This window comes from Collinsella aerofaciens, assembly GCF_040926265.1.
In the GTDB taxonomy this organism is placed as follows: Bacteria; Actinomycetota; Coriobacteriia; order Coriobacteriales; family Coriobacteriaceae; genus Collinsella; species Collinsella aerofaciens_BB.
Genome location: NZ_JBCOIL010000035.1, coordinates 1 through 22,549, shown reverse-complemented (window position 1 = coordinate 22,549; position 22,549 = coordinate 1). Strand labels below are relative to the sequence as shown.

General features: G+C 59.2%; 23 protein-coding genes, 2 tRNA genes and 1 pseudogene. 17 read left to right on the top strand and 9 right to left on the bottom strand.

Translation table 11 applies throughout. The features are described from left to right. Positions 1-375 precede the first annotated feature (375 nt). From AB5767_RS09355 to folB, 9 genes and pseudogenes are all read left to right on the top strand, one after another. Positions 376-1,344, top strand: a pseudogene (locus AB5767_RS09355) (alpha-amylase family glycosyl hydrolase); the annotation flags it as partial. A 200-nt stretch (positions 1,345-1,544) separates the two neighbouring features. After that, positions 1,545-2,108 (top strand): alpha-amylase family glycosyl hydrolase, encoded by a 564-nt coding sequence (locus AB5767_RS09350; RefSeq protein ID WP_438265979.1) that lies wholly within the window; start codon positions 1,545-1,547, stop codon positions 2,106-2,108. A 141-nt stretch (positions 2,109-2,249) separates the two neighbouring features. After that, positions 2,250-2,325 (top strand) — tRNA-Gly (locus AB5767_RS09345). Between the two features lie 3 nt (positions 2,326-2,328). Continuing rightward, positions 2,329-2,403, top strand: a tRNA-Val gene (locus AB5767_RS09340). A gap of 634 nt (positions 2,404-3,037) precedes the next feature. Continuing rightward, positions 3,038-5,260: an anaerobic ribonucleoside-triphosphate reductase gene (gene nrdD / locus AB5767_RS09335; RefSeq protein ID WP_368132943.1), complete on the top strand. Its 2,223-nt coding sequence runs from the start codon at positions 3,038-3,040 to the stop codon at positions 5,258-5,260. Positions 5,261-5,687: 427 nt separating this feature from the next. Further along, a complete protein-coding gene (nrdG, locus tag AB5767_RS09330) occupies positions 5,688-6,269 on the top strand; it encodes an anaerobic ribonucleoside-triphosphate reductase activating protein (protein WP_368132241.1) in 582 nt (193 codons plus the stop codon). Positions 6,270-6,335: 66 nt separating this feature from the next. Beyond that, positions 6,336-6,893 (top strand): GTP cyclohydrolase I FolE, encoded by a 558-nt coding sequence (folE, locus tag AB5767_RS09325; RefSeq protein WP_152067921.1) that lies wholly within the window; start codon positions 6,336-6,338, stop codon positions 6,891-6,893. 2 nt (positions 6,894-6,895) lie between these two features. Further along, positions 6,896-7,477, top strand: coding sequence for an HD domain-containing protein (locus tag AB5767_RS09320; protein WP_368132240.1), 582 nt, complete (start codon positions 6,896-6,898; stop codon positions 7,475-7,477). Between the two features lie 43 nt (positions 7,478-7,520). Continuing rightward, positions 7,521-8,006, top strand: a complete 486-nt coding sequence (folB, locus tag AB5767_RS09315; RefSeq protein WP_253056441.1) for a dihydroneopterin aldolase — start codon at positions 7,521-7,523, stop codon at positions 8,004-8,006. 6 nt (positions 8,007-8,012) lie between these two features. Here folB and AB5767_RS09310 read toward each other — a convergent pair whose 3' ends face one another. Continuing rightward, on the bottom strand, positions 8,013-8,789 hold the full coding sequence (locus AB5767_RS09310) for a M48 family metallopeptidase (protein WP_368132239.1): 777 nt from the start codon (positions 8,787-8,789) through the stop codon (positions 8,013-8,015). Between the two features lie 74 nt (positions 8,790-8,863). Then, on the bottom strand, positions 8,864-9,877 hold the full coding sequence (locus AB5767_RS09305; RefSeq protein WP_368132238.1) for a dipeptidase: 1,014 nt from the start codon (positions 9,875-9,877) through the stop codon (positions 8,864-8,866). A gap of 120 nt (positions 9,878-9,997) precedes the next feature. Here AB5767_RS09305 and AB5767_RS09300 point away from each other — a divergent pair, with 120 nt between their 5' ends. From AB5767_RS09300 to AB5767_RS09290, 3 genes are all read left to right on the top strand, one after another. Then, the gene (locus AB5767_RS09300) at positions 9,998-10,426 is read left to right on the top strand and encodes an FKBP-type peptidyl-prolyl cis-trans isomerase (RefSeq protein ID WP_368132237.1); all 429 of its coding nucleotides are present in this window, start codon (positions 9,998-10,000) and stop codon (positions 10,424-10,426) included. Between the two features lie 3 nt (positions 10,427-10,429). Then, positions 10,430-11,008: an urease accessory protein UreE gene (locus AB5767_RS09295; protein ID WP_368132236.1), complete on the top strand. Its 579-nt coding sequence runs from the start codon at positions 10,430-10,432 to the stop codon at positions 11,006-11,008. A gap of 83 nt (positions 11,009-11,091) precedes the next feature. After that, entirely contained in the window at positions 11,092-11,889 is a 798-nt protein-coding gene (locus AB5767_RS09290; protein ID WP_368132235.1) for an HAD-IIB family hydrolase, read from the top strand. A 77-nt stretch (positions 11,890-11,966) separates the two neighbouring features. On the opposite strand, the gene AB5767_RS09285 is transcribed toward AB5767_RS09290, so the two are convergent. From AB5767_RS09285 to AB5767_RS09265, 5 genes are all read right to left on the bottom strand, one after another. After that, entirely contained in the window at positions 11,967-12,347 is a 381-nt protein-coding gene (locus AB5767_RS09285) for a Fur family transcriptional regulator (RefSeq protein WP_171025146.1), read from the bottom strand. Between the two features lie 61 nt (positions 12,348-12,408). Then, a complete protein-coding gene (locus AB5767_RS09280; RefSeq protein ID WP_368132234.1) occupies positions 12,409-12,819 on the bottom strand; it encodes an acylphosphatase in 411 nt (136 codons plus the stop codon). 2 nt (positions 12,820-12,821) lie between these two features. Next, positions 12,822-13,928 carry a Gfo/Idh/MocA family protein gene (locus AB5767_RS09275; protein ID WP_368132233.1) on the bottom strand — a complete coding sequence of 369 codons (1,107 nt, stop codon included), beginning with the start codon at positions 13,926-13,928 and terminating at the stop codon, positions 12,822-12,824. A gap of 73 nt (positions 13,929-14,001) precedes the next feature. Beyond that, entirely contained in the window at positions 14,002-14,538 is a 537-nt protein-coding gene (rnhA, locus tag AB5767_RS09270; RefSeq protein ID WP_368132232.1) for a ribonuclease HI, read from the bottom strand. 12 nt (positions 14,539-14,550) lie between these two features. Then, positions 14,551-15,489: a LysR family transcriptional regulator gene (locus tag AB5767_RS09265; protein WP_368132231.1), complete on the bottom strand. Its 939-nt coding sequence runs from the start codon at positions 15,487-15,489 to the stop codon at positions 14,551-14,553. 272 nt (positions 15,490-15,761) lie between these two features. On the opposite strand from AB5767_RS09265, the gene AB5767_RS09260 reads away from it, so the two are divergent. The 3 genes from AB5767_RS09260 to AB5767_RS09250 all read left to right on the top strand — a co-directional run bounded on the left by AB5767_RS09260 (position 15,762) and on the right by AB5767_RS09250 (position 18,555). Then, on the top strand, positions 15,762-17,072 hold the full coding sequence (locus AB5767_RS09260) for an O-acetylhomoserine aminocarboxypropyltransferase/cysteine synthase family protein (RefSeq protein WP_368132230.1): 1,311 nt from the start codon (positions 15,762-15,764) through the stop codon (positions 17,070-17,072). Between the two features lie 312 nt (positions 17,073-17,384). Then, positions 17,385-18,161, top strand: a complete 777-nt coding sequence (locus AB5767_RS09255; protein ID WP_147350682.1) for a hypothetical protein — start codon at positions 17,385-17,387, stop codon at positions 18,159-18,161. A gap of 187 nt (positions 18,162-18,348) precedes the next feature. Further along, entirely contained in the window at positions 18,349-18,555 is a 207-nt protein-coding gene (locus tag AB5767_RS09250; protein WP_006234393.1) for a hypothetical protein, read from the top strand. A gap of 109 nt (positions 18,556-18,664) precedes the next feature. On the opposite strand, the gene AB5767_RS09245 is transcribed toward AB5767_RS09250, so the two are convergent. Together AB5767_RS09245 and AB5767_RS09240 are read right to left on the bottom strand one after the other, a co-directional pair. Next, positions 18,665-19,579: a ketopantoate reductase family protein gene (locus tag AB5767_RS09245; RefSeq protein ID WP_040358404.1), complete on the bottom strand. Its 915-nt coding sequence runs from the start codon at positions 19,577-19,579 to the stop codon at positions 18,665-18,667. Positions 19,580-19,695: 116 nt separating this feature from the next. Continuing rightward, positions 19,696-19,890: a cyclase family protein gene (locus tag AB5767_RS09240; RefSeq protein ID WP_368132229.1), complete on the bottom strand. Its 195-nt coding sequence runs from the start codon at positions 19,888-19,890 to the stop codon at positions 19,696-19,698. 162 nt (positions 19,891-20,052) lie between these two features. On the opposite strand from AB5767_RS09240, the gene AB5767_RS09235 reads away from it, so the two are divergent. Together AB5767_RS09235 and AB5767_RS09230 are read left to right on the top strand one after the other, a co-directional pair. Further along, entirely contained in the window at positions 20,053-21,243 is a 1,191-nt protein-coding gene (locus AB5767_RS09235; protein ID WP_368132228.1) for an aldo/keto reductase, read from the top strand. 90 nt (positions 21,244-21,333) lie between these two features. After that, on the top strand, positions 21,334-22,353 hold the full coding sequence (locus AB5767_RS09230; RefSeq protein WP_239057663.1) for a Gfo/Idh/MocA family protein: 1,020 nt from the start codon (positions 21,334-21,336) through the stop codon (positions 22,351-22,353). Positions 22,354-22,549: the final 196 nt, after the last annotated feature.

Below are 22,549 nucleotides of genomic sequence, written 5' to 3'. Positions count from 1 at the left end.
CGCCTTTAGACGCGAGCCCGGGGCCCGTGGGTTATACCCTAAGAGCAAACCACCCTTTTTAAGGGTGGTTCTGATTGACGCTGCGCGAGCCCCGGGCACCCCATCTTGCCCCCTCAATCGTCGGTCGCGTACATAAAGTACGCTTCCCTCCTCTTTCGCGGCAACCTGGGGCACCCGGAGCCCGCTCGCTGTTGTGGCCGGGGGAGTGAGTCTTCCGTTCTTTTCACTAATCGATCGATTCGTCCCAGGAGGCTCGAGCCCGAGAGGGAGCGAGCGTTTTGGGGTGTGGCTGTGGCGTTGTTTGCCTCGAATGACAGCTTTGGGCGTATCATCGTGGGCATCTCGCAAAACCTCGTTGCAAGGGAGGCTCACCCCATGGCTGCAGAAAGGTCCTCTTCGCGCTCATGGATGTCCGATGCCGCGATCTATCAGATCTACCCGCGTTCGTTTAAGGATTCGACCGGTTCGGGTCTGGGCGATATCGCGGGCATTACCCAGCAGATGGACTATCTTGAGCGGCTGGGCATCGAGGCCATCTGGCTGAGCCCGTTTTACCCTTCGCCTCTTGTCGATGGCGGCTATGATGTGGCGGACTACTGCGATGTCGACCCACGTCTCGGCTCGCTTGACGACTTCGATGACATGATCGCTGCGGCTCACGCGCGCGGCATCAAGGTCATCGTCGATATCGTGCCCAACCATTCATCCAACCAGCACCCCTGGTTCAAAGCCGCTCTTGCCGCCGGCCCCGGATCGCCCGAGCGCGCCCGTTATATCTTCCGCGATGGTCGCGGCGAGCATGGCGAGCTGCCTCCCACCAATTGGAATGCCATCTTTGGCGGCCCCGCCTGGACGCGTGTTGCGGACGGTCAATGGTATCTGCATATGTTTACGCCCGAGCAGCCGGACTTTGACTGGTCATGCCCCGAGGTTCACGCGTTCTTTTGCGACGTCCTGGCGTTTTGGAGCGATCGAGGCGTCGATGGCTTTCGCATCGATGTGGCGCACGGTCTCGCCAAGGATCTCGACCGCGATGACCTCGACCGGTGGCATCTCGCCGAGGGCGATGACATGGTTGACGACGGCGCCCATCCGCTGTGGGACCGCAACGAGGTCCACGAGATCTATCGCGAGTGGCGCCGCGTGTTCGACCGCTATAATCCGCCGCGCAGCGCCGTTGCCGAGGCGTGGGTGCTGCCTGAGCGCCAGTATCTCTATGCGCGTCCCAGCGAGCTTGGCCAGACATTCAACTTTGAGTTTGCCAAGGCCACTTGGACCTATGATGACATGCACGCTGCAATCGAGGAGGGCTTGAAGGCAGCTATCGAATCCGATTCCGCCTCGACCTGGGTACTCTCCAACCACGACGTGCCGCGCGTGGCGACGCGCTATGCCCTGCCGCAAATCAAGGCGACGCGCTACCACCAGATTGCGCTCGACTGGCTCTTACGCGACGGGTCGTCTTATGACGAGGACCGTGAACTCGGCGAGCGCCGCGCGCGGGCGCTCTTTTGCTTGAACTGGCGCTTCCGGGCTCGGCATACGTGTATCAGGGTGAGGAGCTCGGTCTTTTTGAGGTGGCTGATATCCCGTGGACTGCACTCGAAGATCCCAGTGCAACCAATACGCGCGGACCGAAGCGCGAGAAGGGGCGCGACGGCTGTCGTGTGCCCCTGCCGTGGGTAGCGGCGGACGATCCCGCGCAGGGCGGATCGTTTGGGTTTTCGCCGGCGGACGCTGATGCGGCGCCCCATCTGCCGCAGCCTGCATGGTTTTCCGATTATGCTGCCGATAGGGAAGAAACGGACCCGACATCGATGCTTGCGCTCTATCGTGACGCCCTCTGGCTGCGGCGCAAGCTGCGCGGGTGCGCCAACGATCTTGCGTGGCTCGATCTTGACGGGCGCACCGGTCTTGCGGATGGTGCCGAGGGCGCTGAGGGCGGCGTCATCGCCTATCGCCGCGATAACGGCTGGGCGTGCGTGACGAACTTCGGTGCAGCACCCGTGGAGCTGCCGGCGGGCAGGGTCCTGCTCACCTCATCAGCGCTTGCAGACGGCAGACTCGCGCAGGACAGCTCTGCCTGGATCATGCTCGGTGAGATGTAAGGGCCTCTTGCGGCGAGTTTGCGTTTGCCTGCGCCTTCCGTGGTGGCTGATGTCTTCGCGAGGTTCGCGAGGGCGTCGCAAAACTTTTCAAAAAAAGTTCTTGCATAGGATGCGGGCATCACGTAAGATTAATCCTCGTAAGCGGACATGGCTCAGTTGGTAGAGCACAACCTTGCCAAGGTTGGGGTCGCGGGTTCGAGCCCCGTTGTCCGCTCCATTTGGGCGTTTAGCTCAGGGGGAGAGCGCTTCCCTGACACGGAAGAGGTCAGAAGTTCAAATCTTCTAACGCCCACCAAATGTTCGCAGCTCAGAGGCTATGTCCTCTGGGCTGTTTTGTTTTTTGCCACCAAGCGCGCCGCCAAATAAGTCATCAAATATTGATCCAAGGTCCCTACGCGATGGTCTTCGCATCCCGTAGGGGTGCCGGCAGATTGCATGTGTCCTGGCCCATCATGACCGCAACATGTTGGTCAAGCATAATCTTTTGGATTCTTTTGGCGTGAGCGGCTTGGTTTTGGTGCTATTTGGCGGCGGCACGGTTGAGGGGGTTTCAAAACTGCTGTGCAGGTAGTTGGGTTGATAACGTTTTAGCAGTCTGCCAAGAGGCTTTCATTTATAATGCGTCTGCAAATTGACCAATTGCTTTGACCTGCTGAAACACTATATGTTGTGTTTGACCTAAAAAAAGAATACAGGATATAGATGCCTCTTTGTCGTATGATAGATGGCGGACAGAGAACGAGAACCTTATTCGCCCCATTTGGATAGATCTTTGGGCCCCTTGAATGGCTGCGAGGATTGTCCGCATGAGGGCCTATGGTTATCGAGAACACAGATTGCGCGACGGCGCCGCAAGACAGGGGCAAGCCCTGCCGGGCATCGTTTGGCCCTGAAGCGCAATGAGGCTACGATGCGAAAGAGGCAAGAGGATGAAGATCATCAAGCGCAGCGGCACCGAGGTTACCTTTGACATCGATAAGATCGTCAATGCGATCCGCGCCGCAAACTTGGAGGTCGAGGAAGGCTCTCGCCTTACCGACCGCCAGGTGATCTATGCGGCACAAAACGTCGCCGAGGCATGTGAGAAGGCCGGCCACACCGTATCGGTCGAGGAGATCCAGGATCTGGTCGAGGACGAGATTATGCGTCTCGACTGCTACGAGGTCGCTCGCCACTACATCATCTACCGCTATGTTCAGAGCCTGAAGCGCCAGAAGAACACGACCGATGACAAGATCCTGTCGCTGATTGAGTGCAATAACGAAGAGGTCAAGCAGGAGAACTCCAACAAGAACCCGACCGTCAACTCCGTCCAGCGCGACTACATGGCCGGCGAGATTTCCAAGGACCTGACGCAGCGCGTGCTGCTGCCCCAGGAGATCGTGGATGCCCACAACGAGGGCCTGATTCACTTCCACGATTCGGACTACTTTGCCCAGCACATGCATAACTGTGACCTGGTGAACCTGGAGGATATGCTCCAGAACGGCACCGTTATCTCGGGCACGCTGATCGAGAAGCCGCACAGCTTCTCGACTGCTTGCAATATCGCGACGCAGATTATCGCCCAGGTCGCCTCTTCCCAGTATGGCGGCCAGTCGATTTCGCTGACCCACCTGGCTCCGTTTGTCGAGGTGAGCCGTCAGAAGATTCGCGGCGAGGTTGCCCGCGAGCTCGAGGAGCTTGGCGTCTCTGCGTCTGCCGAGAAGGTCCGTGAGGTCGTTGAGGACCGTCTGCGTGACGAGATCCGTCGCGGCGTCCAGACGATTCAGTATCAGGTCGTGACCCTTATGACCACGAATGGCCAGGCGCCGTTCGTGACGGTCTTTATGTATCTCAACGAGGCCCGTACGCCTCAGGAGAAGCACGACCTTGCCATGATCGTGGAGGAGACGCTTCGCCAGCGCTACGAGGGCGTTAAGAACGAGGCTGGCGTGTGGATTACCCCGGCATTCCCCAAGCTTATCTACGTGCTCGAGGACGATAACGTTCACGAGAATTCCCCGTACTTCTACCTGACCCAGCTGGCTGCCAAGTGCACCGCCAAGCGCATGGTGCCCGACTACATCTCTGAGAAGAAGATGCGTGAGCTCAAGCTGTCTAAGGGTGAGACCGCCGGCAATGGCGATTGCTACACCTGCATGGGTTGCCGCAGCTTCCTGACGCCCGACCGTTCGGGCAACGGCTTTAACAATGTTGCCAACGCGCTGAACTATGACCCGACCAAACCTAAGTACTATGGCCGCTTTAACCAGGGTGTTGTGACCATCAACCTGCCCGATGTCGCACTGAGCTCGCATCAGGACATGGACAAGTTCTGGAAGATCTTCGACGAGCGCCTTGAGCTGTGCCATCGTGCCCTGCTGTCCCGTCATGAGCGCCTGATGGGCACGCTTTCGGATGCCGCACCGATTCTGTGGCAGTACGGCGCCCTGGCGCGCCTTAAGAAGGGCGAGACGATCGACAAACTGCTCGTGGGCGGCTATTCCACCATCAGCCTGGGGTATGCCGGTCTGTATGAGTGCGTCAAGTACATGACGGGCCACAGCCACACCGAGAAGGAAGGCACGCCGTTTGCCATGGCCGTCATGCAGCACATGAACGACAAATGCGCCGAGTGGAAGGCCGAAAGCGATATCGACTTCTCACTGTACGGCACCCCGCTTGAGTCGACGACCTACAAGTTCGCCAAGTGCCTGCAGCGCCGTTTTGGCATTATTCCGGGTGTGACGGACAAGGGCTACATTACCAACAGCTACCACGTCCATGTGTCCGAGGAGATTGATGCTTTCGATAAGCTCAAGTTTGAGGGCATGTTCCAGCAGCTTTCGCCGGGCGGTGCCATCTCCTACGTCGAGGTTCCCAACATGCAGGACAACCTTAAGGCTGTCATTCGCGTGATGCAGTACATCTACGACAACATCATGTATGCCGAGCTCAACACCAAGAGCGATTACTGCCAGGTGTGCGGCTATGACGGCGAGATCAAGATTGTCGAGGATGACGGCAAGCTGGTGTGGGAGTGCCCCAACTGCGGCAACCGCGATCAGGAGAAGATGAATGTCGCCCGTCGTACGTGCGGCTACATCGGTACTCAATTCTGGAACCAGGGTCGAACCGAGGAGATCCGCGACCGCGTGCTGCATCTCTAATACCGCTCCGGGGCTGAACCGAGAGGGCCGCTTGGGCATTTGCTCGCTATTTCGGACAGTCCTGCGTAAGACGAAGGCCACATTAAGTGGCCTTCTTTGCGTGCGGAACTCATATCGAGCAAAAGCCCAAGCGGCCCTCTCGGTTCAGCCAAGTTGACGTAGTTGAGATGCAGCATGCGGTCTGCTCACTTCTCGAAGTTCTTAGCGGAAATGAGTTGACTTGCAACAACGTTTTGCTTGCGATGACGGTTGGGCTGCAACAAAGTTTTTATTGGACCTCGAACCCTATACTCGATGTTCGCTTCGTTCATTGAGTTAACCTTTGCATGAGGCCGGGACATATCGTCCCGCCCGCAGTTTCGCAGGCCGCAGGCCGAGAATGTTTGAGGACGGGATGATATGTCCCGGCCTCCCGGGAGAGTTACCTATGAACTACGCGAACATTAAGTATTTCGACATTGCTGATGGGGAAGGTGTTCGTACTTCTCTGTTTGTGAGTGGGTGCCGTCGTGGGTGCAAGAATTGCTTTAACTCCGTCGCGTGGGACTTTGCCGCGGGTGAACCGTTCGACCGTGCCGTCGAGGACAAGATTATCGACAGTCTTGACCATCCCTTTATTGATGGCCTGACGATTCTGGGTGGCGAGCCCATGGAACCCGAGAATCAGGCGGGTCTCGTTGACTTTATCGAACGCGTGCGTGCGGCCTATCCTGTGGAGTCGGGGAAGACCATTTGGTGCTTTACCGGCGACGTGCTCGAGGAACTTATGCCGGGCGGCCGTCATCATACCGAGGTGACGGACCGTATCCTTACCTGTCTTGATATGTTGGTGGACGGCCCGTTTGTTCAGGACCTGTACGATATCTCGTTGCGCTTTAGGGGCTCGAGCAATCAGCGCGTGATCGATATGAACGCTACGCGCGCCCGTGCTGAGCGCGAGGGCGTTGCGCTTTGTGATGCGGTTGAACTTTGGCGTGATGATCCGGTCTATTCGACCCATACTATGTAGCTTGTGGCCGATGCCGGAGGGCGTGGTACCATAGCGCGAACGCAAAATCGGAAAAGTGAGGTCCAGATGGTCGATCAGGAAAAAGTCGAGGCCGCCATTAAGCTGTTGCTTGAGGGCATAGGCGAGGACCCAACTCGTGAGGGCCTGCTGGAGACCCCGGCGCGCGTTGCCCGTATGTATGGTGAGATCGCCGGCGGTATGGACCAGAGTGCCGAGGAGCACCTGTCCAAAACCTTTGCCGTCGCTTCGAACGATTTGGTTATCGAGCGCGACATCACGTTCTACTCGCTGTGCGAACATCATCTGCTGCCGTTTTATGGCAAGGCCGCCATTGGTTATATCCCTAACGGTCGGGTGGCCGGGCTTTCCAAGCTTGCTCGCACGGTTGAGGTCTATGCCCGTCGTCTGCAGCTGCAGGAGCAGCTGTGTGCACAGGTTGCCGATGCCCTCATGGAGTATCTCGCTCCCCAGGGAGCGATTGTGCTCATGGAAGCTGAGCATATGTGTATGACCATGCGTGGCGTGCAAAAGCCTGGCACCAAGACCGTGACGCTCGCTCGCCGCGGCGTCTTTGAGACCGATCCCGCGCTCGAGGAGCGTTTCTTTAGGATGCTGGGCCGCTAACCATGAGGGTCGTCAACGACTTTGCATCGAATACTGACGAGGGAACGCCACGTCGCGGTTTTATGGCTTCGGGCCTAGCGCCTTTTGGTGCCATGCCTCGCATTGATTACATTTGTGCCAACGGGCTGTTCCGGCGGCACCTGGGCAACATTGCACAGTTGGAATCGGGTCGCATCTTCTGCCGTCACGGTATTGACCATCTGCTCGATGTCGCTCGCATTATGTGGATCAAGAATCTCGAGGAAGAGCTCGAATTTGACCGCGAGGTCATCTACGCTACGGCACTTCTTCACGATATCGGCAAAGATGAACAGTATGAATCGGGTATATCCCATGATGTTGCAAGCGAGCGCGTCGCCGATGCAATACTCGCCGGCATGCCCGATGGCGTGGCGTTTGAGCCGGCCGATGCCGCAGCAATTAAGACGGCCATTCTGGGCCATCGAAAGCTGCGCGTGAACAGCCAACCGCTTGAGCGGCTGCTCTATGCAGCCGACAAAGCGTCGCGCGCCTGCTTTGCATGCCCCGCGCGCAATGCTTGCAACTGGAGCGATGATAAAAAGAACCTGTCGATTCGCGTGTAGTTAGTTAGCGCGGTCGGGGTTCTAAACGAAGGAGACGATCGCGATGAGCAACAAGAAACTGCCCGAGAATGCAACCAAGACTGAAGGCGCCGAGCTCGCCCGCCGTGGAAGGGGCGAAATATCCACCGCAACGGCGGTACCCCACGTGAGCTATGACGATTTGCGCCATGCCGATCGTATTGTCATTGACGGCCTTGAGGTTTTTGCCAACCACGGCGTGTATCCCGAGGAGAACGCGCTGGGTCAGAAGTTCGTCGTTTCTCTGGTGCTCTATGCCGACCTGCGCGCGGCGGGGGAGCACGATAACCTGGACGCCTCGATTGACTATGGCTCGGTGTGCCACGATGTCGATGGCTATCTGCGCGAGCATACGTTTAAACTCATCGAGGCGGCAGCCGAGGGGACAGCCCAGATGCTGCTGCGCCGCTATCCCTCGCTGCTTGGTGTGCGCATAAAGCTCGATAAGCCGTGGGCTCCTGTTGGCCTGCCCCTGGCAAGTTGCGGTGTCGAGATCGAGCGCGTGCGCTAACCGGTTCTAATACGTTTCTATGGGTGGCTGCTTGAGCCGCTGCGACAGAGCTCTATTGTTGGGGCAGTACGTGTCGAGCAGGGCGTGAAACCGCTGATTGTGGCTTGGCTCGAGCAAGTGGACGAGCTCGTGGGCGACAACCATGTCGAGGCATTCGACGGGGTAGGCTGCGAGCTCGCGCGCGATGCGAATAGCTCCGGTCTTGGGCGTGCATGATCCCCAGCGTGTTTTCATGCTGCGCACGGAGACACGGGAAACGGTGACACTCATTGAGATTTCGTATGCGTGCACCATGTCGCGTAGCGCTGCGGTGACCTCGGTCGTATAAAGCTGGCTGATGTGGGCTTGGAGCTCGTCGGACGTTAGGCCGTCGAGGATTGCGCGCCGCTTGGCCTGTGGGCCTTCGTCCGATTCGTCGGTACCCATAAAGCTTGCGAAGGTGGCCTGCTTGGGCCGCGGCGCGGGTGATGCAAAGTTGTGATCGAGTGCATCCTGTACCGTGATGGGCTTGCCCCAAAGTGCAATGACGGACGAGGTGCTGAGCGGCTCTCGCGCCGTCGCCTGATGTTGCTCGCGCTGGGCAAGTCGGCTGACAATCCAGGTGCTGTTGCGCTTCACAAATGCCTCGATGCGCTCGCGGCTGGCGCCGAGCGGTGCGCTGGCGTGGACCTCACCGCTTGATGTGACGCGTAGGTTGAAGTTTTTGACGCGCTTTTTGGTAACGACGACGGAGATGGGCGTCCCATCCGGTCGGGATATGGAAATCGTAAATTGCTGCGTCAAAAGCGGTCCTTCAGATTGGGGACGGGCCGGCATGTCGACCGTTCGGCATGCCGGCCCGCTCAAGGGATGTGAAATTAATAACGCTCAAAGAAGGCAAGCGCGTTGTCGCTACAGAGCTTCTGCATCACGGTCTTGCCAAAATGCTTGGAAAGCATGTTCTGGAACTCGGGCATCATGCTGGCATCGGAGAGGAAAGCGGGCACCGTGGCGCCGTCCCAGTCGCCGCCGAGCGCGATGGTGTCCTCGCCGCCCAGGTCGAGCCAATGTTCGATATGTGCCGCCAGCTGGTCGAAGGTGACATCTGCGGCGGTCTCGTCGGTTGCTTCGTTGGATAGGAACTCGCTGCAGTAGTTGAGGCCGACGATGCCGCCCATGTCGCGAATGGTGCGGAACTGGTCGTCGGTGAGGTTGCGCTTGACGCCGCAAACCGCACGGGAGTTGGAGTGGCTGGCGACGAAGGGGCGCGTGGCGTGGGCGACAACCTCGTCAAAGCACTCGTCGTTGAGGTGGGAGACGTCGAGTACCATGCCGGCGTGCTCCATCTGCGTAAGTGCCTCAATGCCGGCGGCGGTGAAGCCGGCGTGGGTATCGTGTCCACTCGCGAGCGGTCCCTGCGCGTTCCAGCTGAGCGATGACATGAGTACGCCCAGGCTCTTGAGCACCTCGATCAGCGCGGGGTCCTCGGCAAAGAACGTGGCGTTTTCGATGGTGTGGATGCAGGCGATCTTGCCGTCTTTGAGCGCGGGGCGAATGTCTGCGGCTCTGCGCACGTTGACCATGCGGTCGTGATTGAGCATGGCCTGGCCACTCATATGCGCCATGATCTGCGCCTGGAAGCGCGCTGCGTGGGCGGCGGGAATCTCGTCGGGGACAAACGTGGCGAAGCACTGTGCCCACGGAGTTTTGCCGATCTTTGCGAGCGAGATGGCGCAGGCGTTGCCCTCGATGAGGTCGAAATCCTGCGGGTGCGTCTCGTCGCCGGGGAAATAGCCGTCGGTGCCCGCGGTAAAGCGCAGGTCAAGATCGAGTGTGGCCCAGCCGATGCGGTCGGCGGTGTCGCAGTGCAAGTCAAATACGGGATATGCCATGGTTCCTCCGGTTGCAGCGTTTCTTTGCAAACTGCCTTTGAATTGTATGACTAGGGTATAGTTAGCGCCATATGTTCATGGCGGCTCGCGTTGTGTGCCGCCCTTATTACGGAGGTTACCATGTCCAACCAGGGCAAGAAGGTTAAGACCCATTATCGTGGCACGCTCGACGACGGCACGCAGTTCGATAGCTCTTACGATCGCGGCGAGCCGCTGGAGTTCACCTGCGGTGCCGGTCAGATGATCAAGGGCTTCGACGCTGCCGTTATTGATATGCAGGTCGGCGAGAAGAAGTCTGTACACATTCCTGCTGCCGATGCCTACGGTGAGCACAATCCCGAGATGGTTATTACCTTCCCGGCCGAGCAGGTTCCCAACATCGAGCAGATCGAGAAGGGCATGAAGCTCTTCCTGTCCACGCCGAGCGGCATGCCTGTCCCTGCCGTTGTCATCGACGTGACGTCCGAGGCCGTGACGCTCGACGCCAATCACGAGCTCGCCGGCAAGGATCTCAACTTTGATATCGAGCTCGTCGAGGTCGAGGGTTAGAGTATGCCTGAACGCTTGGTTTCGACGACATGCTTGGGAAATCTCAACGATCCGTCCTATGAGCTTTTGCTTCGCCGGGAGCTGGGCGGTGTCTTTGAGGTCGATGAACTGCTGCTCGATTGGGACCAGGCCGATGTATGTGCGTTTGTGGGCGCGACGGAGCTGGGGTGCACGGTCGATGTTCGGCTGGATACTGCCGACGGCGGTCGTCTTGCCGATGGCGACGTGCTCGCCATCGACCGTTCGGGCGTGGTGCCCGTGGCGGTTGTCGTGCGCCTGCGCAGCGCCGAGGTTTATTTGGTCGAAGTCGACCGCATGGATCCGATTGCACTCGCGCATGCGTGCTGGGAGATCGGCAACATGCATGCGCCGCTCTTCCGAGGCGACTCGGACGAGCATACCGTGCGCATGTATACGCCGGTGCAGCCTGTTTTGGGCCGCATGCTCCGGGGTGTCGAGGGTGTTCGGCTCTCGGTGGTCTTGCGCGAGCTCGATGCCAGCCGACGCTTTGCGTCGAGTGCGGCGGAGGTCGTCGTGAGCATGGCTCCCGACTTTACCATCGTAAAAAAGACGCGCGGCTAAGCGCGCGTATGCGCAAGACGCGCTTTGAGGGGCGACCAATCAAAGTCCGTCTTGCTGTTGATAAGAGGCTTTGGGGGAAGCATATGGGTCTTGAGGGAATCAAGCTGATTGCATGCGATTTGGACGGCACTTTGCTGCATCCGGGGGAGCGCGAGCCGCGTTCCGAGGCCTTTGGGCTCATCGATGAACTGCATCGTCGCGGTATCGTGTTTATGCCGGCGAGCGGCCGTCAATATGCGAGCTTGCGCTATCTGTTTGCCCCGGTGGCCGATGAGCTCGCCTATGTATGCGAAAACGGAGCCCTGGTGATGAGCGAGGGGCGTGCCGTTGTCAAGCGTTCCATGGAGCGTAGCCTTGCTATGGATATCGCGAATGCCGTGGTTGCGTATCCCCATGCCGACGTGACCCTTTCGTGCGAGGGGCACCTCTACACCATGAGCGGCAACGATGCGTTCGTCGACCATTTGCGCTATGAGGTCCACTGCGATGTGGTGGTGGTCGACCGTCCCGAGGACATTGACGAGGACGTCATTAAGATTGCTTTCCAGACGCCCGAGGTGGAGCAGCCGGCGGCCCTGGAGTATTTCGAGCGCCTCTTTAGTGACCGAGTCGATGTCATGACGTCGGGAACCGAATGGACGGACTTTATCGGTTTCGGTTCGGGCAAGGGCTCCGCGCTTGCCGATTACGGTCGTGCCCTGGGGATTTCGCCCGATGAGATGATGGCGTTTGGTGACAATGAGAACGATCGCGACATGCTCAACGTCGTGGGCCATCCCTATCTGATGGAGAGCTGCAATCCCTCTATGCGTGGCATCAACGACCGCGTCCGCTACGTGCGCACGGTCGAAGAAGAGCTGCGTCGTCTACTTGCTGAGTAGACATTTGGGACATGTCTAGAAATCTACTTTTTGCTGCAAAGTGCGGAAAGGTGGATTTTAAGGCATGTTCCAAACATCTACCGGCAGTCGGGGCAGAGACCCTCGAAGATGGTGTAGTGCGACGTGACGTGCCAGCCGATTTGCTCGGACGCTTTGGCGTCGAGCTGGGCATCGAAGGGGAGCGGTACGTCGATGACGCGGCTGCATGAGGTGCAGATGATATGCGCATGCGGCTCGATCGTGCGATCGAAGCGGCTGCCGCCCGGCGTCTTGATGGAGAGAATCTCGCCGGCATCTGCCAAGAGATTGAGGTTGCGGTAGACCGTGCCGCGGCTGATCTTGTCATCCTGTTCGCGCACGGCGTTGTAGATTTCGTCGGCGGTGGGATGGTTATAGCTTTGGCGCACGGCGTCAAGAACCAGCTTTCGCTGCCTGGTATTCCTTCTTTGCACCGCCATGCGCCTCGCCTCTTTTCTATCAACGGTCGTAGGTAAATGATACCGTATTTAGCACACAATACTAATAACGAGGAATGAAACCGTCTTCATTGGCAAGTGGGGCTCGGGTCTGGGCGTCTGCGAGGCGAAAACGCGTTCCCATGCGCTCGTAGGAGGCATGAAGCGCCTCGAGATGAGATAGGATGTTCGCCGGAGCTCCCTGTATCTCCATCTCGACTGAACCGTCTTCCATGTTACGTACCCAGCCGGTGAGGGAGCGCGCCTGTGCGAGGTTGGTGTTGGTGAAGCGGAAACCGACGCCCTGGACCTGCCCCTCCCACCGCAGGAAATAGCGCTGCGGGGCGTCTTGAGTGGCCTCGTCACTTGCGAGCACGGTGAGCCTACGGCGCAGCTCGAGCTCGACGCCAGAAGGCTTTTGGGGTTCGCGGCCGCCGCCGGCGACGCTGGAGAAGAACGTATCGAAGAGGCCCATAGCTATGCCTGCTTGCCTGCGTCGGCCGGGAAGGTTATGCCGGCCTGCTGGCGCACGGCATCCATGATGCGCAGTGAGACGAGTGTGACATCGCGGTAGTGGCCAAGCTCGTGGCGTCCTGCCGGGGTCTCCCAAATCTCTTCCTTAACGTTATCGATGCCGCCGATGGCGGTGATAAAGTCTGTGAGTTCGTATTCCATAGTGTTGCTCGATTTGGGCAGGTCGAGCACGCGGCCGTTGTCGTCCTGTTCGCGCGGTGCCTCGGTCGCCGAGCCGCGTACGACATCGCCGCGATAGTCGATGCGGACGTTGCGGGGCGTGGACAGATGGTCGATCTGGATAGTGCCACGCTCGCCTTCGATCTGCGAGGGCAGCAGGTCATTCGTAATTTTGGAGTGCGCGAGCTCGACGGAGATGCGGCCTCCGCCATAGCTGGCGAGTATGGAACCGCAGCCGTCGATGGGGCCGTGCGTGAGCTGTCGCGTGGTGGGGTCGAGCAGAGTAGCCATGCTCGTAAGGCCGGAGGGCATGCCGAAAATCTCGACCATGGGCTCGACGGTGTAGACGCCAATGTCCATGAGGGAACCCGATGCCATATTGCAGTCGAAGATATTGGTGGAGCGTCCCGCGAGAATCTCGTTGTAGCGCGAGGAATACTTGCCAAAGCGCAATGAGGCACGACGAATGGGCGCAATCTCGCCCAGGGCGTCCTCGATGGCGTGGAAAGCGGGGTCATGGAGCGGGCGCATGGCCTCGAGGGCCACGACACCTGCTGCCTCGGCAGCGCGGAAGACTTCCAGCGCCTGCGCCTCGGTGGCGCAGAAGGGCTTCTCGACGATGACGTGCTTGCCACCGGCGATGCAGGCAAGGGCCTGCTCGTAGTGAAGTGCGTTGGGGCTGCCGATATAGACGGCGTCGACGTCGGCAGCGGACGCAAGCTCGTCAAGTGCGGTGAAGTTACGCTCGCCGCCGTGCTTAGCGGTGAAGGCGGTGCCGCGATCTGCGTCGCGCGAGAGCGTGCCCACAAACGCGGCTTGGTCGTTGGCGTTGACGACCTGGATAAAGTCGTCGGTAATCATGGATGTGCCGATGGTCGCGATGCGCAGCATACGTCCCCCTTGCGTTGTTTGGTCTACAGGATGAGTGTAGCGCGTGGGGATATAAAGCTGCGCGAAAACGCTATTACAGGTCGCTCTCGTTAAAGCCGGTGTCGATATCGAGGTTGCTGCCGTCGGCCGCCGTGGTGGCAAGCTCGTCGCAGCGCTCGTTGAGCTCATGGCCGGCGTGACCCTTAACCCAGATGAACTCCACCTTATGCTTGCTCTTTGCGGCAAGCAGACGCTCCCACAGGTCGCGGTTCTTGACAGGCTGCTTGTTGGCGGTCTTCCAGCCGCGTTTTTTCCATCCGTCAATCCAGTGCTTGTTGAAGGCGTTGACGACGTACTGCGAATCGGAATGGACTTCGACGTCGCAGGGGCGGTTGAGCGCCTCGAGTGCCACGATGACCGCCATGAGCTCCATGCGGTTGTTGGTGGTCTTGGCGTAGCCGCGCGAAAGCTCAGAGGTGAAGGTCTTGCCGGCGGGGTTGGTGTATTTGAGCACGGCGCCGTAGCCGCCACGTCCCGGATTTGATCGGGCCGAGCCGTCGGTATAGATGATGACCTTCACATGGTTCCTTTCGTTGGGTACGTTTCGCGTGAGTGACCATTGTAGCGCCATGCCCGCCGGGGGCTAGCAATCTACGATTTCTACCCCGTCTTCCGACAGTTGGTTGGCATGGATGATGCGGTTGAGCTCGTCGAGGTATTGCTGCAAGAGGGGAGAGGGTTTGCGGTCGTCATGCATGATGTAGCCCACATGCATCGTCGGGGCGTCTGCCAGGGGGATCGAGGCCATGCCCCACTGCATTTCGCTGGAGAGTACGCCGGTCGACAGCGCATAGCCGTTCGAGGTGATAAGCAGGTTGGTGAGCGTCCCGCGGTCGGATACGCGGATATTGCGGTTGCAGGGAATATAGCTAAACGGTTCCTCGGCGTAATAGAAGGAGTTCGAGGTGCCTTGCTCAAAGCTGTAGCGCGTATAGGGCGTGAGGTCGGCAAGGGACAGCTGCGAGCGGCGTGCGAGCGGGTGGCGTTTGCTGACGAACACGTGGACCTTCGCATCAAAGAGGGGATGAAAGCTCGCTCGGGCATCGGCGAAGGCCTTCTGCAGAACGCGGGCGTTAAAGTCATCCAGATACAGAATGCCGATATCGCTGCGAAACGCACGGACGTCGTCGATGATCTGCGCCGTGGTGGTCTCGCGCATGATGAACTCGAACTTGCTGTCGCGGCAGCGCTCGACGACGTTGACAAAGGTCTCGACCGAAAACGCGTAGTGCTGGGCCGAGACGGCAAGGCGCGCCTGGGGTGTGCCGCCGTCCTCGTAGCGTGCCTCGAGCATGTCGGCCTGCTCTACGACCTGGCGCGCATAGCCCAAAAGCTCGGTGCCGTCGTTGGTGAGCGTGACGCCGCGGCTGGAGCGCGTAAAGATCTCCAGATGGAGCTCCTGTTCCAGGCTTTTGACGGCGTTTGAGATGTTGGACTGAGCGGTATAGAGGCGCTGGGCTGCAGCGTTGATTGAGCCGGACTCTGCCACGGCAATCAGAAAACGAAGCTGCTGAAGGGTCATCGACGCCATCCTCTCGATTGCTATCTATAAAACAGATAACAGATTAGCGCTTTTAAGTGATTGACCGAGGGAAACAATGCTCGTACTATTCAAAACACACAAAGGCTGTAGGTAATTAAGCCGACCACGGAACCGGGATGCGAAAGGAGGCCCGCATATGAATTGCTTACCAAGACGAATGCCGGGCTCCTGTTTGCGCCCGTCGGCGTGATCAGGAGACAGCGACTTACTTCTCTTACTCTTATTACTTTTGTTCGATCAAGGAGATCATCATGAGCCAGTTTATCAACAACCCCGAGCACACCTTTGGTTTCGATACCCTGCAGCTGCACGTTGGCCAGGAGAGCGCCGATCCTGCATCCGACTCCCGTGCTGTGCCTATCTATCAAACCACGAGCTATGTGTTCCGCAACTCCCAGCACGCCGCCGACCGCTTTGGTCTTGCCGACGCCGGTAACATCTACGGCCGTCTGACCAACTCCACCCAGGGCGTCTTCGAGGACCGTATCGCCGCGCTCGAGGGTGGCGTGGCCGGTCTTGCCGTCGCCTCCGGTGCCGCTGCCATCACCTATACCCTGCAGGCACTTGCCCAGGCTGGTGACCACGTGGTCGCCCAGAAGACCATCTACGGCGGTTCCTACAACCTGCTGGAGCACACGCTTTCCCAGTTTGGTGTCGAGACCACCTTCGTCGATGCCCATAACCTGGACGAGGTCGAGGGCGCCATCAAGGACAACACCACGGTCATCTATCTCGAGACGCTCGGTAACCCCAACTCCGACATCCCCAACATCGACGCCATCTCCGAGATCGCCAAGAAGCATGGTCTGCCGGTTGTCGTCGACAACACCTTCGGCACCCCGTATCTGTTCCGTCCGCTGGAGCATGGTGCCAACATCGTCGTCCACTCCGCAACCAAGTTTATCGGCGGCCACGGCACCTCGCTGGGCGGTGTGATCGTCGACGGCGGTAACTTCGATTGGAAGGCGAGTGGCAAGTACGCCCAGATCGCTGAGCCCAACCCCTCCTACCACGGTGTTTCGTTTGCCGAGGCTGCCGGTCCCGCCGCCTTTGCAACCTATGTCCGCGCTATCCTGCTGCGTGACGAGGGCGCCTGCATCAGCCCGTTCAACGCCTGGGTCCTGCTCCAGGGCACCGAGACTCTGTCGCTGCGCGTTGACCGTCATGTCGAGAACACCAAGAAGGTCGTTGAGTTCCTGACCGGTGACAGCCACGTTGCCAAGGTGAACCACCCGAGCCTGCCCGAGCATCCCGACCATGAGCTGTACCAGAAGTACTTCCCCAACGGCGGTGCCTCGATCTTTACCTTTGAGATTAAGGGTGGCCAGGAGGCAGCTTGGAAGTTCATCGATCATCTGCAGGTGTTCTCGCTGCTCGCCAACGTGGCCGACGTCAAGTCGCTCGTCGTGCACCCGGCTACCACCACGCACTCCCAGCTCTCTGCCGAGGAGCTCGCCGAGCAGAACATCACGCCCTCCACGATCCGTCTTTCCATCGGTACCGAGAACGCCGAGGACATCATTTGGGATCTGAAGCAGGCCTTTGCCGCACTGGACGAGTAAGGCGACTTGTGCAAGGACCCCTTGCGACTCGATAGGTATAACTGCATAAAATGCCTGCTCAAGGCGCCTGTGCGAACAATGGTCGCACAGGCGCCTTTTTTGCATAGAGAGGGTGCAAAAACAGGGTTTTTGGCACGCTTTATGCAATCGAGATGTGGAAAACTCCTGTTGAGAGGATGTGAGTTTTACGCAAATGACGTGCGCCTTTTGAGAAAAACCGCAGGTCGCGATTTGCTCGGGGTACTATGCAGCGCGATCGAATCACACGCAGCTCAAACGCAGCAAAAACGCACTACGGAGGTTTCCAGCTACATGAGGATTGATTCACGAAAACCGAAAGCCGCCGCCCTTTCCGCCGCTCTGACCGTGGCACTTTTGACGGGCGCCGGCGCAACTGATGCCCACGCGGCAACACTATCCGATACGGTCGGATCCACGCCGTCCGAGGCGACGCTGATGCAGCCCGTCGACTATCGCGGCGACGGCTTTGGCTCCATGCAGGAGTGGAACGCCTCTATGGGGGCCAAGCGCGATTCCCTGGAGGTCCGCGCCCAGATCATCATGAACATGTACGGCGACTATGCCACCGATGACGAGCGCGCTGTACTGCAAGGTTGTATCGATGGTGCGGGCAGTCTTTTGACGATGGAAGAGGTCGACGCGAAGTCGGCCGAGCTCGACGAGCTTCGCTCCGCGCTCGAGGATGCTAAGCGCGAGGCGCTCGAGGCTGCGGCTGCCGAAGCCGAGGCCGCTGAGGCCGTTCAGGCTTCGTATTACAACGCCGGCTCCGGCTCGTCTTACGCGTCTGCTGCGTATTACGCGAACGGCTCGGGCCTGACGCGCTCGAGCGGCGTCAATAACTATAACGGTCGTCGTGAGACCTATTACAGCAGCAACGTGCTCTACCATCACCGCACGGGCGAGTGGACTCAGGATTCCGAGGGCTTTTGGCGCGATTCCGATGGTTACTACGTCGTGGCCGCGGGCGATAAGGCTCAGGGCTCCACGTTTACCGGTTCCAAGGGCGAGTGCAAGGTCTATGACTCCGGCTGCGCAGCCGGAACCACCGACTACTATACCGGTTGGTAATCTGCCATAAGCCAATAGGACATGACGGGCGGGCGTCTTTACCGAGCCTTTGGGCAACGTAAGGGCGTCCGTTTTTTGTGCATGCTTGAGCTAACAGAGCGCTTACCGTGGCAGTACGCCGCGCATATGGGCGCGGGGCACACTAAGTCACGAGAAACAAAGTCTTTCTCGTGGAGGAAGTGGTTCCATGAACGCTCGAGATGTCGCTATTGCCGTCGTTGCCCTTTTGATCGGATGCCTTGGTCCGACGGCGGTGTTAACTGCCGGCTTGCAGTCCGCTACGGGCGCCGCTCCTGTGATTGTGGGCGCCTTGATTGCAGCGGCGTTGCTGGGAAGCGCCGGCGTGCTACTTTGCCGCGATGACGAGGACGAGGTTCCGGAATCGCAACGCTAACTGTTGTGAGATTGACAGCCGGTCATAGACGAAGATGAAAGCCGCCGCGGGGGAACGGTTCCCTTGCGGCGGCTTTGCTGTTAAGGCTGTTGAATGCGGTGCGTTGGCGCTACCAGCTTTTCTCGATATCGCGGATGCGCCGATAGAGCCAATCGTTTTGCGGCACTTGGATATCGTGCTTGGCTGCGAGGCGGCAGATGGTGCCCGCGAACTCCTCGACTTCGGTTTTGCGCCTTGCGATGCGGTCTTGAGCCATCGAGGGCATACCGGCGGGGTCGATTCCCTCGATGAGGTGCACCATTTGCGTCAGGTCTGCCTCGGTCAGCTCAATGCCCTCGGCGTTAGCGACCGCAAGCGTTTCGCGCATGGCGGAAACAAAGCAGCGACGCTGCTCGGAGCCCGGCTCCGTGGCGCTTCCGTAGGTCCCGCCGTAGGCCATGCAGGTCTGGTTGATGCCGTCGTTGAGCATGAGTTTGGCCCACATGCGGTGCGCAATGTCGCTCTCGACGGTATGGGCGACGCCGCAGCGCGTATAGAGCTCGTCGATGGTGGTAACGGTTGCGGGCTCGGTGCCCGCTGCCGCGCCAAAGCGAATTTCGCCCGCATTGGTAAAGGTGAGCTCTCCGTTGAGGAACACGGCGTCCATGCCTTGGCAGATGCCCAGGACGGTGTGCTCCCAGCCAAAGCGCTCGGCAATCTTCTGCTCGCTCGTAATGCCGTTGCACAGCGAGGCGATGAGCGTATTGGGGCCCACGATATGTTCCATAGTCTTGAGCGCCTGGTCGAGTCCCGTCGTCTTGACCGTGAGAATGACCAGATCGGCGGGCGTTGCCTCGCTGGCGCGCACGGACTTGAGTGCGCAGGGCTCGCCGTTGACCGTAAGGGCGTCGTCTGCGTGACGCTCGAAACGGGCGTCGTCCATGACGTATTCGACGGCATCGTCGCCGAGTGCCTGGGCGATCATGCTGCCGTAGAGTAGCCCGACGCCGCCCTTGCCGATAAAGGCGACCTTGTTGATCTGCATGTGGATCATCTCCTCACAAAAAGGCGCCCGCGTGCGGGGCGCCTGATGGATTGTATGCCGCTGGGGCGTGTAGCGTGCACCGGAGGCTGAATTTAGAAGAACAAACGCATGGGAACTTATGCCGCGGGGCAGATGGCAAAAACGCGTGCGGGATATCCAACGCCATCGCGCACCTTGGGGAAGGTGCAGAAGATGACGGCGCCTGTGGCGGGAAGCTCGTCCAGATGGTCCATGACCTCGGTCTGGTAACGGTCGACCGAGAGGATGTATTGCTCGCCGGGATAGGGGTGGGCATCCTCACGTGTGGTCACGCTCGCCTCCCTTCATCGGGCTTTTTGCTGATGTTAAAGCGGTGCCGTGACAGCTCGATTTCTGCTGCGTTACGATACGTTCTCGATTGCGATTCCACGATGTTTCGGCCGCGTGACCATTGTGTTTCGCCTTGCCGAGCGCTGATGGCGAAGGGAGGGTCCGTGCAATACCGCGTTGACCCCAAAAGTGGTAACCGAATATCTGCTCTGGGTCTGGGCTGCATGAGGTTTCCCGGTGCGCCGGGACATCCCGATGCGAAGACGGCCGATGCCATCATTTCCCGTGCGGTGGAGCAGGGGATTAATTATCTGGATACCGCGTATCTCTATCCCGGCAACGAGGTGTGCGTGGGCGCCTCGCTTGAGCGCTTGGGACTGCGCGACCGGGTGTTGCTGGCGACTAAGTTGCCGCACGCTTCGTGTACTTGCGCAGAGGATTTCGACCGTTTCTTTGACGAACAGCTGCGTCGGCTACGGACCGACCGTATCGACTATTACCTTATGCACAACATCACCTCGCCCGCCCAGTGGGAACGTGTGGTGGCGTTGGGCATCGAGGGCTGGATCGTGCGTCAAAAGGCGGCGGGGCGCATTCTCCAGATTGGCTTTTCGTATCACGGCAGCGCGGCGGATTTCCTGACAATGCTTGACGCGTATGACTGGGATTTTTGCCAGATACAGTACAACTATGCCGGCGAGCGCTATCAAGCGGGAACGGCAGGACTCATGGCGGCTGCGGAGCGCGGGCTCGCGGTGTTTGTGATGGAGCCACTGCTGGGCGGTCGTCTAGCGGGCAAACTTCCGCCGCGGGCACGCGCTGTGCTCGATGGCGCCCGTGACCCGCATTTGCGCACTCCGGCCGCCTGGGGGCTTTCGTGGGTGTGGAACCATCCTCAGGTGACGATGCTGCTTTCGGGTATGACCGATATCGCGCAAGTGGATGAGAACGCGGCGTTGGCCGATCGGGCCCTGCCGGATTCGATGACGGCTGCTCAGCTCGATGCCATCGCACGCGTGCTGAGGGAGTTTGAAAAATCGAATCGCGTGCCCTGCACGGGATGCGGCTATTGCATGCCGTGTCCTAAAGGCATCAATATCCCTGGGTGTTTTGCTGCCTACAACGCAAGCTATGCGCACAGCTGGTTTACGGGGCTGTCTCAATACTTTACGGCGAGCGCGGTGCGGACGAACGAGCCCAAGCTGGTGAGCAATTGCGTCAAGTGCGGCAAATGCGCGCGGCATTGCCCGCAGCACATCGATATCCCCGGGCGCTTGGACGACGTACGCCGCCGTTTTCAGCCTGGCCCCGTGACGGCGGTGCTTAAGGCCTTCGGCAAAACGCGCTCCTCATGACCCTTTTATAACTTGCGGTGGAATAGTTCCTGTTTGCGGCAGAATAAGGCATCGACAGGAACTATTTCACCGCAACTGAAGGGGGCTGTCGTGGGCCATCGGGATTCATGTGATGATTTGCGTGAGGTTCGTTGGGGCGTTTTGGGCGCTGGACACATTTCGCATCGATTTGCATCGTCGCTCAAGGAGGTGGACGGGGCACGGCTTGTGGCTGCCGCCGGCCGCACTCCTTCGCATGTTGAGGAGTTTTGCAGGGCGTTTTCGATTGATGCCGCGCACAGTTATGCCACGGCTGACGATAGCGGCGATGCGGCTTATGATGCGCTGATTGCCGACCCCGATGTCGACGCAATCTACTTGGCTCTTCCACATGGCATGCATGCGCATTGGGTCTGTCGGGCACTGCGCGCGGGAAAGGCCGTGCTGTGCGAAAAGCCGGCCGTTTTGAATGAAGAAGAGGCCCATGCGATCGCCTCCGTTTCCCGTGAGTGCGGTGTGCCGTTTATGGAGGCGATGAAAAATCGGTTTTGTCCGATGCATACTCGCGTGAAGGTCTTGCTTGCGTCGGGCGAGCTCGGCCGTATTGTCTCGATTGAAAGCGTGCAAAAACTCGATTATGGTGAGCCTCCTTCGAGTTATCTGCTCGACCCGTTGCAGGGTGGCTGTCTATATGACATGGGCTGCTATGCGGTCGGTTGGTTTGAGGATTTGCTCGCGGGCGCGTGCGAGGTTTCGTCCCGTGAAGTTCGCTGGCGTGACGTATCGGGCGGCCGAGTGGATTGGGCCGATGAGATCCATATGAGTGTCGGCGGTATACCCATTCATATGGTGGTCGACGGCAAAGCAGCATATGAAAGCCGCTTAACGATTGCCTGCGAGCGGGGCTCGTTGGAAATCGAGCGCCTTCATCGCCCCGAACTCGCCCATGTGAAGTGCTCCGACGGACGAATGCTCGAAATAAATGCCCCGTTTGAGGTCGATGATTTCTACGGCGAAATCCAGCATGCGACCCAGCTCATCCGGGCGGGGAAACTCGAGAGTCCCGTCATGCCCCTTGCCGCCACACAGCGCTGCGCGCGTATTATCGAAGCAATCCGTCTAGCCCTCTAGGACCTGGCGCTGACGCGTGAGGGATCATGACGCCGGCGCCCGTAGCCGTAGTGCCTGGTGCCCCGCATCTCTGATGCCCCTTTTATAACTTGCGGTGGAATAGTTCCTGTTTGCGGCAGAAGGGGGTGCGGACGATTTCTTGGACCGCGCCTAGGCGTATCCAAGCTTCCTGCGGTACTCCATCGGGCTGAGCCAC